Raw genomic sequence first — 14,027 nt, forward strand, 5'->3', positions numbered from 1 at the left:
CTTTGCCACCCTTTCCTACAAACTTGACGAATGGTGGCTGGCTTCTCTAGCCTGCTCTAGTTTATTGACGTAGTACTCCCGTTTTTCTTCGACTTCGTGAATCGTTGGTTCATCTTTCTGTCCATGAACTCGGACGATCTTAGCTGGGATTCCGACAACCGTTACATCACTAGGTACGTCTGCCACGACTACTGCAGCAGCACCGACTTTGGCATTTTCACCGATTTCTACAGGTCCGATGACTTGGGCATGGGCTGATATGAGAGCTCCTTTACGCACAGTCGGATGGCGTTTGCCAACATCCTTACCAGTCCCACCAAGAGTCACTCCGTGATAGAGAAGAACGCCTTTTTCAACAATCGCTGTCTCTCCAATCACCAATCCTGAACCATGGTCGATAAAGACACCTGATTCTATCTGAGCACCCGGATGAATCTCAATCTGGGTCCAAAAGCGCCAAAACTGACTGTGCATCCGAGCCAGGAGTTTGAAGCCGTGCTTCCAGAGAAAATGCGAGAGACGGTGGGCAGCTAAGGCCTTGACACCTGGATAAGTTAGCAAAACTTCCAAACTGTTGCGTGCCGCTGGATCATTTTCTTTTACAATATCAATGGTTTCGCGCCACCATCCCATACATTTCTCCTTTTCTTATTCTGAATCTTTTGGTGTTTCTGTAAATTCTTTCTTAGGTTTGTGGTCCTTGTGATGACGTGGACGGTGAGGTCGCTCAGACTTTTCGCCTTTTTCATCATGCTCAGGTTTTGGCGGACGAGGAAGAAGAACTTTCATAGAGGCATCGATACGGCCTTTTTCATCAATCTTGATAACCTTAACATCGACTTCATCACCGATAGCTACCAAGTCCTCAACACGGTTGGTACGAGTCCAAGCCATTTCAGAAATGTGCACAAGTGCATCTGTCTTATCAAAGAGGTTGACAAAGGCACCAAATTTCTCGATACGAACAACCTTCGCATGGTAAACTTCATCCACTTTGGCTTCACGAACCAAACCAGCAATGATTTCTTTGGTACGGTTAATGGCATCTTGATCGCTAGAGTAGATAGAAACATTACCTTCTTCGTCGATATCAATCTTAACGCCTGTTTCAGCGATAATCTTGTCGATGGTTTCTCCACCCTTACCGATGACAATCTTGATTTTGTCCACATCAATCTTGATAGTATCAATTTTTGGAGCAGTTGGAGCCAATTCTGGACGAACTTCTGGAATAGTCGCTTCGATGACATCAAGGATTTCAAAACGAGCTTTCTTGGCTTGAGCAAGGGCCTCAGTCAAGATTTCTGCAGTAATTCCTTGAATCTTGATATCCATTTGAAGAGCTGTAATCCCGTCACGAGTACCAGCAACCTTAAAGTCCATATCTCCAAAGTGGTCTTCCAACCCTTGGATATCTGTCAATACTGTGTAGTTATTTCCATCTGAGATAAGACCCATGGCAATACCAGCCACTGGTGCCTTGATTGGCACACCACCAGCCATAAGGGCAAGCGTTCCCGCACAGATAGAGGCTTGAGAAGATGAACCGTTTGATTCTAAGACTTCTGCTACCAAGCGGATAGCGTATGGAAATTCTTCCAAACTTGGCAAGACTTGAGCAAGAGCACGTTCACCGAGAGCCCCATGACCAATTTCACGACGACCAGGCGCACCGTAACGACCTGTTTCCCCTACAGAGTATTGAGGGAAGTTATAGTGGTGCATAAAGCGTTTCTTGTACTCTGGATCCAAACCATCGATGATTTGAGTTTCTCCCATCGGAGCCAAGGTCAAGACTGAAAGAGCTTGAGTTTGGCCACGAGTAAAGAGACCTGAACCGTGCACACGAGGAAGATAGTCAACCTGCGCATCCAAAGGACGGATTTCATCAACCTTACGACCGTCAGGACGCACCTTGTCTTCCGTAATCAAACGGCGCACTTCAGCGTGTTCCATTTGTTCCAAGATTTCAGCCACATCACGCATGATACGGTCAAATTCTTCATGGTCTGCATATTTTTCTTCGTAAACCGCTGTTACTTGGTCTTTAACTGCTTGAGTTGCAGCTTCACGAGCTAATTTTTCTTCTACTTGGACCGCTTTTTGGAGGTCGCTGTTGTAAGCTGCAATGATTTCAGCTTGCAAGTCAGCGTCTACATGAAGCAATTCCACTTCTGCTTTTTCTTTACCGACTGCCGCAACGATTTCTTCTTGGAAGGCAATCAATTCTTTGACTGCTTCGTGCCCTTTCAGAAGGGCTTCCAACATGATTTCTTCTGACAATTCTTTGGCACCAGACTCAACCATGTTGATAGCGTGTTTGGTCCCAGCTACTGTCAATTCAAGAAGCGATTGCTCTGCCTGTTCTTGAGTAGGGTTGATGATGATTTGGCCATCGACATAACCCACTTGTACCCCAGCGATTGGACCGTCAAACGGAATGTCTGAGATAGAAAGTGCCAAGGATGAACCAAACATAGCTGCCATTGGAGCAGAGGCATTTTCATCGTAAGAAAGAACCGTATTGATGACTTGCACTTCGTTACGGAAACCTTCCGCAAACATAGGACGGATTGGACGGTCAATCAAACGCGCTGTCAAAGTTGCATCTGTCGAAGGACGCCCTTCACGTTTCATAAAACCACCAGGAAACTTCCCAGCCGCATACATTTTTTCTTCGTAGTTGACTTGAAGTGGGAAGAAATCCCCAGTTGCCATTTTCTTAGACATAACGGCAGCAGTCAAGACAGTTGACTCACCGTAACGGACGACAACAGAGCCATTTGCTTGCTTAGCAACCTGACCAGTCTCTACGATTAACTCACGACCCGCAAAAGTCGTTTGAAACACTTGTTTTGTCATTTTAATCCCCTTTGGATTGATGAAATTATACGCCTTGCCTACAAAGATCAAGATATTTTGGACGGTTCGGTTTGCCGAACATTTCTGTAGAAAAATAGGAAGGTGACGTCGCACTCGATGAGTGCTAGGAAGCTTATCTTTTTTCCTAAGAAATGAGACCAAAATTCAATTAAGTAGTTTTTTTGATATTTCACTGGAATAGTGCGGACGGGAGCAACTTCCTTCGGAATTTCATCCCTTATTTTTTAGCCTGAAGTCTAAAAAATTCCGTCCTAGAAAATAACAGAGTTATTCTCTAGGATACCACTATAGCGTGAAATATCTTTTAAATACTCACTCCGTTCGTGTTTTTTGAGACACCTATTATCATATTTTGTTTAAAAAATAATCCACTTTAAACAAACTTCTACAACCTAAATACCCTCATCTTTGTATCAAGTACGTACAGAGTCTATTTTATCATATTTTTCTTAAAAAGTGCGGGCTTTTCTATTAAAAAGGAACCATTCCCCCATGAAAAGAGGAATGGTTTGTTGTTTATTTTATTTAGAAAATTCTTTGGCTTTCGCAACTGTCATTTTTCATTTAAAAGCATGTAAATGACAAGCTGTCGTCTCAGTGGTTAAAGAATCGATTACCCTAAAGACTGATGATTAAACAAGGCATGGGTTGCTTGGTGGATGTATTTGGCTGTTTCAGCATTGTTCATGGTGTAGAGATGCACACCTGCGACATCCTGGGTCACCAAGTCCACGATCTGATCCACGGCATAGGCAAGTCCTGCTGCTCTGAGCGACTCAGGGTCATGCTCATACTTGTCTAAGATAGCCTTAAATTTACGTGGAAGGTGGATATTCTCACACGTTTTCAAGAGACGAAGTGCTTGGTTACGGTTAAGAATTGGCATAATCCCCGCATGAATAGGAACATCAATCCCTGCCAAGGTACACTTGTCTTGGAAATCATAGAAACGCTCATTATCAAAGAAAAGTTGCGTTACAAGGCTTGAACAGCCTGCATCCACTTTCTTCTTGAGATTTTGAATATCTGAGATTTGATTTGGAGAATCTGGGTGTCCCTCTGGGTAACAAGCTCCGATAATATCAAAGTGAGGGGCTTGTTCCTTGATGAACTCGATCAAGTCCGTTGCGTAGCGGAAATCCTTTTGAGGCTCCACATCAGGGATAATATCCCCACGCAAGGCCAAGATTTTCTGTACCCCGACCTTGTCCAAGTCCGCAATGGTTTCTGCAACCTTGTCCTTGGTTAGATAGATAGCTGGCAAGTGGGCAATGGTTGGAATCGCCAAATCATTCTGGATAAAGTCAGCCAAACGAACCGTCGTTTCCTTGATATTAAATTTATTATTGCTGGCAGTCACACTGATAAAGTGCGGTGTCAGCTCCCGCATATCTTGAAGAGCAGAAATAATATTATCATTACCCACAGCTGGGTTTGGAGGGAACACTTCAAATGAAAGTGACGGCGTTTGGCGTGACATAGTCATTATCCTTTTCTTTTTGATTTCATGATTGCTGAGCCGGCTTGGGCCAAGCAGTTCCTCGAACAGTCAGTGTCACGAGAGAAATCTTATCTTACAATTTCTCACGCGCAGTTTTTGCTGCTTCGACAAGGCGGATCAAGCTTTCTTTTGTTTCTGGAATACCACGTGTTTTCAAACCACAGTCAGGGTTGATCCAAACTTTCTTGCTTGGAACTTTAGCAAGAATAGCATCGATTGTGTGGTCTATTTCGCCTTCATTTGGCACACGAGGAGAGTGGATATCGTAAACCCCAGGTCCCACTTCTGTTTGGAAGTTTTTCGCTTTGAGTTCGTCCAAGATTTCAAGGTTTGAACGGCTTGCTTCAAAGGAAATAACGTCCGCATCCATGTTGTCGATAGCTGGGATGATATCTGTAAATTCTGAGTAACACATGTGAGTGTGGATTTGAGTATCTGGTGCAACTGTAGAGTGTACCAAGCGGAAGGCTGGAATAGCCCAGTCAAGGTAGTCTTCGTACCAGTCGCTACGACGGAGTGGCAATTTTTCACGAAGAGCAGCCTCGTCGATTTGGATGATTTTCACACCTGCAGCTTCAAGGTCAAGCACTTCATCCTTGATGGCAAGTGCGATTTGAAGAGTAGAATCCTTGATAGAGATGTCTTCACGTGGGAATGACCAGTTAAGGATGGTAACCGGTCCAGTCAACATACCCTTAACAGGTTTGTCAGTACGACTTTGTGCGTAGCTAGACCATTTCACAGTGATTGGGTTGAGACGAGTCACATCACCCCAGATGATTGGTGGTTTCACCCCACGCATACCGTATGATTGTACCCAACCATTCTTAGAGAAGAGGTAACCTGACAAGTTTTGACCGAAGTACTCAACCATGTCGTTACGCTCGAACTCACCGTGTACAAGCACGTCAAATCCAACTTCTTCTTGCCATTTGATCCATTCGTCGATGGTTTCAGCAAGAAAGGCATCGTATTCTTCTTGTGATAATTCACCCTTACGGAAGGCCAAACGTTTAGCACGAACTTCCTTAGTTTGAGGGAATGAACCGATCGTTGTTGTTGGAAGAGCTGGAAGTTTGAAGGTTTCTTCTTGGATCGCTTCACGTTCTGCAAAGGCTGGCAAACGAGTGTAGTCTGCATCTGTCAATCCAGCAATACGGGCACGAAGTTCAGTATTTTCACCCACACGCTCAGTCGCAAAGAGTTCTTTGTTAGCTGCAAGAGCTTGTTCACCTTGACCGTTGCGGATAGCATCCAAATCACGGATCTCATCCAATTTTTCAACTGCAAAAGCAAAGTGGTTCAAGATAGCTGGTTCAAATTCTTCGTTAGCAGTTGTAAATGGCACATGAAGAAGGGAACATGAGCTTGTCAAAACGATGTTTTCAGCTGGGATTTGCTCAAGAACAGCCAAGCTCTTTTCGTAGTTGTTGCGCCAGATGTTCTTACCGTTGACAATCCCTGCATAAAGAGTCTTATCAGCTGGAAAACCACCTTTAACAAGTTCAAGAGTTTTCTTACCTTCAACGAAGTCCAAACCAATGGCATCTACTGGCAAGTTCACAAGATCAGTATAGACATCACGAACATCACCAAAGTAAGTTTGAAGCAAGACTTCAAGACCTTTCTTGTCAGCCAAAAGCTTGTTGTAGAGGTTCAAGAAGAGAGCTTTTTCTTCAGCTGTCAAATCTTTGACAAGAGCAGCTTCGTCAAGTTGGATTCGAGTTGCACCAAGTTCAGCCAATTTCGCAAAAACTTCTTGGTAAGCTACGACAAAGCTGTCTACGAAGTCTTCTGCTTTTACGCCTTCTTCAAAGTCTGATAATTGAAGGAAAGTGAATGGTCCTACAAGAACAGGACGAGTGTTCAATCCAAGTTCTTTGGCTTCTTGGAATTCATCAAAGATCTTGTGACCAGCCAATTTTACTTGAGTGTCTTTTTCAAACTTAGGAACGATGTAGTGGTAGTTAGTGTTGAACCATTTCTTCATCGGAAGGGCACGAACATCCCCTTTTTCTCCTTGGTAACCACGACCCAAAGCGAAGTAGCGCTCAAGGTCAGACAAGTCCAAGTTTTGAACTGAAGCAGGTACCACGTTGAAAAGGAAAGCTGCATCGAGGAAGTTGTCATAGTGAGAAAAGTCGTTTGATGGAATTTCAGTGATGCCTTTTTCTTTGACGATGTTCCAGTGTTTCGCACGCAATTCTTTTGCTGCTGCAAGGAGTTCTTCTTCTGAGATTTCTTTTCTAAAGTATTTTTCAGTTGTAAATTTTAATTCGCGGAATTCACCCAAACGAGGGAAACCGATGATCGTAGTTGACATGATGTGTCCTCCAAAATTTGTTGTTGAAACTATCTTAACAGAAAAGAAAGCGCCTGTATAATTGTAAAAAATTAGGCTTTGATATAGCTTGAAACTATATCACGATTTAAAGTACAAAAAAAGATTTAGAGAAGATTCCCCAAATCCTTTGATAGATATAGATTAGTAGCCTTTCAAAGTTGTTAGCTCTTCGCGAAATAATAGTGAACTGACAGCTGACTATAGCTTGTTATTAGAAAAGACTATAGGTCTATCCCCTTGTCACGGAGATTAGCCAGACACTCATTATAGTAGGAGTCATCATGCTCACTATAGATGGGCTTGCCTAGCTTCTCCTCTGCTAAGTCTTGATAAGGAGAGCAGGTCTTGCCACGGTAGTTCTTATCCAGCCATTCTGGACTGACATTATAGCCACGGTTAGCCATCTCCTTCATGATCAAGTCATGGTAGGCATAGAGACGATAGGGCGAATGGGTAAAGACATAGTCAACCGTCGCATGCTTTCTGCCCCAGCCATTACCACGCAAGGCGCAGCATTCTCGATGTTGCCCCAAGAGCTGAGGACGGGGAAGTTGTGAAATCAAAGCCTCATGCCAAAGTCTCATGGGAGTCTCCTTTCAGTAATGTCGAATGTTGCAAGTAGGTATTTGGATAGCGATCAAGCAAGTCTCGAGTCTTAGCAATCAAGTCTTCCTTAGAAGCCTGACCAAAGCGGTAGCGATCCAGCAGGAGCATATAGTCCTTGCGCTCAGCATCTGTCGCTTTCTTTTTGAAATAGCCCCAAATATGCTGAAAGGCATTGCAAACCTGACCTCTATGTTCTGGAATCTGGCAAGCACGGTCAATGAGGTTTTGAACATGGCTGATCTCCACCACTTCATTCTTGAGATATTGGCGAATCTCATTGTAAATATTGCTGGAATGGCTCAAAACGAGGTATTTTTTTCTAGCCCAGAGTTGCTGACACTGGGATTTTTGGTTAATTTGTTCCATGTTTCTCCTTACTTTCTATCAGTTTCCAGGAAATATGGAAACAAAATTTTATCTTAATTTTATTAAGGAAATGTATTTTCTTTCTATTTTATAATATTTTCACTGCTAAAATTTATAATATTTTCACTGCTAAAAATTAACTTTAGTATAACGGTTAAAAATAAGTAATGAATTAGAAAAAATTCCCAAATTTTAAAATCCTAATCCCTACGTCTATGTTCTCCATCTATTTCTTCTACAAACGTAAATCCTTTTGATTTCAGATGCTCAAGTCTCGGACGAATCTTTTCAATAACGTCCTCCTTAAAGTCCACAAAATCACGTGGAGGTTCAAAAGTGTATTTACCTATCCAAAGAGTGTAAGTCATATTTTCTGGAATTTTATCAAAGTCAAAATAATCTCCGTCACTTGAAAGAATTCCTAGGATTTTCCAAAATGACAAAAATTCCTTATCCTCAAAACACCCTATTGCATTCCATATGCTGCTACCCCATGTGTTAAATTCCTCAAATTTATTAACTACACTAAGATAGGTCAAGAGGAAGAAATCTTTTCGTCTTAGCTTAGCGAAATTTTCATTATTTATTTCTAGTTTTGTATAGTGAAGTCCCAAATCATAGAAGGTCAGCACTCTATGTTTTTCCATAAAATAAAGTATCTCAGACGTATCCAAACCTTCTTTTCTCAGAATAGTTTCCCAAAAATCTACAATTCTAGCTATTATTTCCTTGCTTAAAGGACTATTCCTCTCATATCGAGGAATTTTTTCATTTAACTTTTCTGCAACAATATAGTCCATTGCAGGGCTATTATAAGATTTAAGAGATTCTTGTATGGTAATACGTAGTAATTTAGCTTTCTGATTTTCGGAAAAAGATTTATATTCACTTGAGAGATATTGATAAAAATCAGTCTTATGATTCCCCTCTCTTAATTCTCTTGATAATTCTTCACTATCTGTCTCAAGTAATGTATCCAATTCCTCTTTTGTACGATTTAGAGATTCTTCATAAAGAAAATAGGCCGAGCTATTCATTTTATAGTTTGGTGGATATTGGTTAAGATCTGATTGTTGAATGTCGGACAGTATTTCTTGTATGCTTCGTCCAAACCTGAACAGCCATGTAAAACTAATTTTTTCATCATCCTTGACTTTTATTTCTTCAGCCTTTAATAATTGTTTATATAATTCAGGATAAAAAAGGTAGGTATAGATAATCCAAAGTTGCTGTTCCTCCTGAACATGTCCTAGTTTCCCCCTTGAAAAGAATTCTTGATTGACATAGTCATTAAAATGATTTCTATCTCGCAAGTTTCTATTTTCAAAACTAAACCTTCTCCAAAAATCATCAGACAATCTCGTACTAAATTTCTTTCCTAGCAAGTCAAAATAATCTTGCCAAATATTTGATGGATGAAGAACAAATGGTAGCTCTATCCTTCTATCAATTATTTTAGAAAGAAAATTATTGTCTTTAAGATGTACTTTCTCAATGTCTCCTACAAAAACAATCGGAAGCTTGCCACTGAGTAAACTAAAAATTTTATAACTCTCCTCTTGTTGTTTGTTAGACATTCGATCAAAATCATCAATAACTAATACTTTTTGAGATAATGGCAGACATTTAGAAGTTAATAAATAACTGTAAAAACCATCTGATTTGATTTTAAAAAATTGATATATTGCCACTAATAAAACAATACTCCCAACAATTAATTTAACACAAAAAGATTCAAAAAAAGAACTTAAACCCAAATCAACTACATTTGTCATTAGGATTGATAATGCAACACATAAAACTATGAAAAACCTTAAAAACTTGTATTTCCACGGATGTAATTTTGAAAAAACAATCTCAATCGTTGAGCGGTTATCGCTTAATCTCCAAAAGTCTATCGTAACTAATTTTTTATTAGTATTCTTACCAACTTCAACTAGAAATTCTGTTTTTCCAGAACCCCAGTTCCCATTTAAGAAATAAGTTTTATTTTCTTCAAGTAATTTAGCAACATTTTTAGCTGCTACTGAAGTATCAATGTGCTTTAATGTAACAAATCTATCATCCATAGTATCTCTTTCTAAAAATAAATTATTTTATAACCTTATACTTTCCCTAAAATTATACCACGAATCCAGCAAAAAACGCCTTTAGATAATAATATATCTAAAGACGTTTTTTTATCCTGCTACTTGTTCTGCTTCTTCTACTTTAACTTTCTTATCTTTCTTACTCGAACCACTCAATCGACGTTTACTATCTCGGATTGTGTTGAGGTCTTTAAGGAGTTTGGTCAGGTGCTCTTTTTCAGGATAGGCTTATGCGCTGGCTGCGGTATAGCGCATAAAGAGGTCGTAGATGCTGGTTAGTTCAGTACGGACTTGTCTGGTCTTGCCGACTTCCTTAGCAGACTTATGCGCACGCGCCTGACTTTCCACCTTATCATATTCCTCCTGCGCACTGATCACCACCTGTAGCATAGGTGTCAGTCCTAGACTAGTAACTGCTGTTTGGTAAGGTTCTTCGCTCAGCGTTTTGAGCAGACTCTTGATTTCTGCTGTTTCCACATCATTACTGTGCTTGGTGATGTCCTTGTACTTGGCAAAAACTGGTTTCAAGGTCTCATGGGCTTCTTTGAGTTTGCTTTCCTTGATCTTAGCAAATCCTCGATGAAGGGTAAAGAGACCAACTAGGGCGCTATCACGATTGCGATCGACTTCGGTCAGGTTCGTCGCCTCTTTCTTTTCTACGATAGCGAGTTGGCCTTGGAAGTCTGCTAGCTTGCTCTTGAAGGAATCGAGATGCTTGCTATACATAGGCTCGTCCTTATGTGCCTTGGCAAAAACTTCTAGTAGTTGACCCGTATCTACCATGAGACTTTCAAACTCACGGTTAGTAAAGTTGGTATAGCTTAGCGGACGGATGGTAAATGTTTTTGTCATGATGATAACCTTTCTATTTAACGAATTCATTTAGTTTTTTCTTTATCAAATAAAGACTGGATTAGTTCAGGAAGATAGACCTGTTTTTGATCTGTTTTTACAATGCTTCCTTGTCTAGGAGGTTGAATCAAAGGTCTGTCCTTTCCTACATAGACTTGAAGTAATACACAGACCAAAAATAGGAGGCCCCATAGAGGAAGGTCCGATAAGATACCCTCATCATTTTCTTTATCTTTCTTCATCAAATTTCTCCTTTAAGTTGATAAGACAATTCTAACAAATAGCACTGAACTTATGAAACTCATCCGCTCAACTGTCTACTTTATCATCTCAACAGCACTTTTTCAGTCTATTTCTTACTTTTACAGGGTAAATCAGTCATTTCAGAAATAGAAAATCTCTATCTGACTAGATACACATCCCGTATGTCAGATAGAGACTCTTACTATTTTCAAATTTTAACTCTTCTAGCTTTAGAATACATCTAAACTTTAGGAAAGACAACTATTCGAAAGCTCGAAGACCTCAAAACTTTCTCAGATAGACCATTCGAAGGTTAGAATACTCATAAATTTATGTATTTCTTATCATTCTAAGTTTAGAATGCATATAAACTTTAGTAAATTCATATCTTCGAAACTTCGAATAGCTACCTCCCCTACTCCAACCGGCTTTTAACCTTCTTCTTAGTCAAGGTACGGTCATTTTTGTTAGAGAGAGCTTTGATACGAGCTTCGAGAAGGGTTTTCCTTCCTGCCTCTGTTCGTGTGTAGACGAGATGATAACGTCCGATAGTCGGCGTCAGAAAGTCGAGGAATTTCTGTGCTTCTTCCTTGTGCTTGTCAAAAAGACTAGGCACGGCATAGTAAGGTGACTGACCTTGTCGGACTTTCTCTGCCTTCAAGAGATAACGCTGGTTGTCCACTGGTGCAAAGAATTCTCCCACAGTCTGCGCAAACAGCTCCTTGTCCCTCATGCTTCCTCCCTTGAGATAGGCGAAAACCATATAATTTTCCTTGTCCTCCTCTACATGAACACGGGATTGATCGTCCGTTAGATGCCCCGAATCTAGCAGAGCCTTTCGGATCTGCTCACCCAGAGATTGCAAACGTTTACAGGGACTTTTATAACGGAGGTAGCGCCAAGATGCAATGACCAAAAAGAGGAGACAGGCTGCTGTAAGCCACCAAACACCAATCAGTCTCAGTCTAAATAGCAAGACTAACAAATCTACTGCCAACAAGAGCAATGACATGCGAACCCATTTTAATGCATCAAGCAAGAGCATGACTGGGACCTTCTGTTTTTGAGTCGCGACTTCTGTAACTATCTCGAGCTGATCCGCTACGACAAGAGCATCTTGCCATTTTTGGCGCAAGCCTGCTCGATCCTTGGAGAGACTCTTAACTCGCTCATTATACTCACTGATTTGCTTTTTCTTAAAAGGGGGCTTTGGAAAATCCAAACGATCCAAACCGGTCTCAATACTCTCCTGATTATAAGCCAAGCCAAGAAAATGCTCCATCCGTCGCGACAAGGTCTGCAGATCCTGATCGCTCTCTGGTCTAGGCTCCTCACCAGGAAGAGTGATAAGTGCTTGCGCTTGAACGGCTACCAGATGCCAGATGTTACTTGTCTTTTCTGGATGTACCGGCCAGATACGAATGGCACGGCCACGCATCTGGTTACTTAGCATAAAGCTCCCCACAAAGCTTCCGAGTATTAGAGAATTAACACAAGGAGCATCCCAACCCTCTCCGAGGAGAGATTTGGTTCCGACTAGGACTTGAATCCGCCCTCGTTGAAAAAGCTCCGTCACTGCTGCTACGATTCCCTTAGCTGAGCTAGGAAAACCAACCTGCACATAATCTTTTGGATCCAAGTGACCAATAGATGAGAAACTAAGAGGAACCTGTGGCAAGAGTTCCTTCAACTCTGCTGCCACATCGGTAGGCAAAATAACGACACTACCTGACAAGATAGCCAAAGACACAGGTATCTCTTGCTCCTGAGCTTTTCGACGAATGCTTTCAAAATAAGGGAGAACCCCCAACTGAGAAATGGTTGCCTGATTATCTCCCAGATAGGTAGCAAAATCCTTGCGAATATAGTCAGCTAGTACTAACTGTCTCAGTTCCTGACCTAGACTCTCATACTCTGTCCAGAAGATATCAGCGATGGCAGACAATTTCCCCAGAGATTGGGTTAAAAGCTGGTCAGAAGCCTTAGACTTAACCAGATAAACCTGACGTTTTTCCACCAACCCACGCGCCTTCAAGTCAGCCTCTAACTTTTTCCTATATCCATCTGGATCATCATACCAATCTGGAGTCTGATAGAGTATGCTCTGCAACAGCGTCTCCAGCCAGTAGGAGGTCAATGCTGGAAGCTTCTGGGTTCCCAGTAAATTTTGTAAAGAGGGAGGAATCGTTAACCCCTGAGAATGCATATAAATCAACATAGCAGACAAGTACTTGGGATCTTCTAAGAGCAAATCAGATGAAATATCCCCTTTGAGGACCTTTGAATCTGCTACAAATGTTTGAAAATCAGGATCGACTATAAGGTGGTGAATATAGTCCCACTTAGTCTCCTCAAACCGTTTGAGACGTTCCGCCTCTTCAGCTGTTGGTGAACACATATAGACAAAATCCTGATGAGGGCAAAGAGTGTCTTCCTTGACTAGTTCAGGTACCGTAATTTCTTGGTCGATTTCCCCACACATACGGATATAGCGTTCCCAGAGTTCAGGATCGCTGTCATAAGGTGGTGTCGCTGTCAGGGAGATGAGTTTCAGCGGTCCATACTGCTTGCGAAAGGCTTCCAGACTTTTCCACCATTCATTGCGCAGGTGGTGGCATTCGTCCAAACAAAGAGTCGCAACTTTCTGAGCTCTTAGGCTTGCAAGCAAATCAAACCCCACAAAATCCTCTGCTTCTCCATCTTCTTGTGATTGAAGTTGGTTCATGGCACTATGAAAAGCCTGATAGGTCACAATCGTTAATGCTTTCATCTCCTTTAAGTTTTGGGAAACGAGATCTGAAATCTTCTGTTCGTTCTCTAAAAAGGCTGTTTGAATCCTGTCCACCCATTGTTCACGAATGGTGACAGTTGGAACCAAGACAAGGGCTGGATTGCCAAAACGAGCGATTAGCTCGATACCAATGGTGGTCTTGCCGGACCCTGGAGCAGCCACTAGATGAACATGACCGTCTGCTTGATAGTCCTGAACACGATCCAAGACCTGTTTTTGATATTGGCGCCAGCTTCCTTTAAAGTCTAAACCTAACATGATACTCCTCATTCTATACCGTCATTTTCTTATTCTCATTTTACCACACTTATTTCACCAGTCAGATAATCCAGATAGTTTTTATTATCAAAA

General features: G+C 41.4%; 9 protein-coding genes and 1 pseudogene. All 10 read right to left on the reverse strand.

Features of this window, described 5'->3' with window-relative positions:
* Nucleotides 1-15: 15 nt before the first annotated feature.
* The 10 genes and pseudogenes from cysE to B7714_RS08415 all read right to left on the reverse strand — a co-directional run bounded on the left by cysE (nucleotide 16) and on the right by B7714_RS08415 (nucleotide 13,934).
* Nucleotides 16-633, reverse strand: coding sequence for a serine O-acetyltransferase (cysE, locus tag B7714_RS08370; protein ID WP_070567985.1), 618 nt, complete (start codon nucleotides 631-633; stop codon nucleotides 16-18).
* A gap of 15 nt (nucleotides 634-648) precedes the next feature.
* Nucleotides 649-2,862, reverse strand: a complete 2,214-nt coding sequence (gene pnp, locus B7714_RS08375) for a polyribonucleotide nucleotidyltransferase (RefSeq protein WP_084860211.1) — start codon at nucleotides 2,860-2,862, stop codon at nucleotides 649-651.
* A 634-nt stretch (nucleotides 2,863-3,496) separates the two neighbouring features.
* The gene (metF, locus tag B7714_RS08380; RefSeq protein ID WP_042903098.1) at nucleotides 3,497-4,363 is read right to left on the reverse strand and encodes a methylenetetrahydrofolate reductase [NAD(P)H]; all 867 of its coding nucleotides are present in this window, start codon (nucleotides 4,361-4,363) and stop codon (nucleotides 3,497-3,499) included.
* Nucleotides 4,364-4,457: 94 nt separating this feature from the next.
* Nucleotides 4,458-6,707, reverse strand: coding sequence for a 5-methyltetrahydropteroyltriglutamate--homocysteine S-methyltransferase (metE, locus tag B7714_RS08385; protein WP_084860212.1), 2,250 nt, complete (start codon nucleotides 6,705-6,707; stop codon nucleotides 4,458-4,460).
* Between the two features lie 242 nt (nucleotides 6,708-6,949).
* Nucleotides 6,950-7,312 (reverse strand): TIGR02328 family protein, encoded by a 363-nt coding sequence (locus tag B7714_RS08390; RefSeq protein ID WP_084860213.1) that lies wholly within the window; start codon nucleotides 7,310-7,312, stop codon nucleotides 6,950-6,952.
* Nucleotides 7,296-7,700 (reverse strand): YbgA family protein, encoded by a 405-nt coding sequence (locus B7714_RS08395; protein WP_084860214.1) that lies wholly within the window; start codon nucleotides 7,698-7,700, stop codon nucleotides 7,296-7,298. The genes B7714_RS08390 and B7714_RS08395 overlap by 17 nt, the downstream gene beginning before the upstream one ends.
* Nucleotides 7,701-7,900: 200 nt before the next feature.
* Complete coding sequence (locus tag B7714_RS08400) at nucleotides 7,901-9,769, reverse strand: P-loop NTPase fold protein (RefSeq protein WP_084860215.1); 1,869 nt, start codon at nucleotides 9,767-9,769, stop codon at nucleotides 7,901-7,903.
* Nucleotides 9,770-9,880: 111 nt separating this feature from the next.
* Nucleotides 9,881-10,642 (reverse strand): annotated as a pseudogene (locus B7714_RS09880) (DUF6261 family protein).
* 26 nt (nucleotides 10,643-10,668) lie between these two features.
* Nucleotides 10,669-10,884, reverse strand: a complete 216-nt coding sequence (locus B7714_RS08410; protein ID WP_084860216.1) for a hypothetical protein — start codon at nucleotides 10,882-10,884, stop codon at nucleotides 10,669-10,671.
* 416 nt (nucleotides 10,885-11,300) lie between these two features.
* Nucleotides 11,301-13,934: a DEAD/DEAH box helicase family protein gene (locus tag B7714_RS08415; RefSeq protein WP_084860217.1), complete on the reverse strand. Its 2,634-nt coding sequence runs from the start codon at nucleotides 13,932-13,934 to the stop codon at nucleotides 11,301-11,303.
* Nucleotides 13,935-14,027 lie beyond the last annotated feature (93 nt).

Source organism: Streptococcus oralis subsp. oralis, assembly GCF_002096595.1.
Classification (GTDB): Bacteria; Bacillota; Bacilli; order Lactobacillales; family Streptococcaceae; genus Streptococcus; species Streptococcus oralis_D.

Bases quoted from the DNA above. Each gene is read 5' to 3' on its own strand.
- cysE (WP_070567985.1), bottom strand. From the start codon at position 633: ATGGGATGGTGGCGCGAAACCATTGATATTGTAAAAGAAAATGATCCA.
- pnp (WP_084860211.1), bottom strand. From the start codon at position 2,862: ATGACAAAACAAGTGTTTCAAACGACTTTTGCGGGTCGTGAGTTAATC.
- metF (WP_042903098.1), bottom strand. From the start codon at position 4,363: ATGTCACGCCAAACGCCGTCACTTTCATTTGAAGTGTTCCCTCCAAAC.
- metE (WP_084860212.1), bottom strand. From the start codon at position 6,707: ATGTCAACTACGATCATCGGTTTCCCTCGTTTGGGTGAATTCCGCGAA.
- B7714_RS08390 (WP_084860213.1), bottom strand. From the start codon at position 7,312: ATGAGACTTTGGCATGAGGCTTTGATTTCACAACTTCCCCGTCCTCAG.
- B7714_RS08395 (WP_084860214.1), bottom strand. From the start codon at position 7,700: ATGGAACAAATTAACCAAAAATCCCAGTGTCAGCAACTCTGGGCTAGA.
- B7714_RS08400 (WP_084860215.1), bottom strand. From the start codon at position 9,769: ATGGATGATAGATTTGTTACATTAAAGCACATTGATACTTCAGTAGCA.
- B7714_RS08410 (WP_084860216.1), bottom strand. From the start codon at position 10,884: ATGAAGAAAGATAAAGAAAATGATGAGGGTATCTTATCGGACCTTCCT.
- B7714_RS08415 (WP_084860217.1), bottom strand. From the start codon at position 13,934: ATGTTAGGTTTAGACTTTAAAGGAAGCTGGCGCCAATATCAAAAACAG.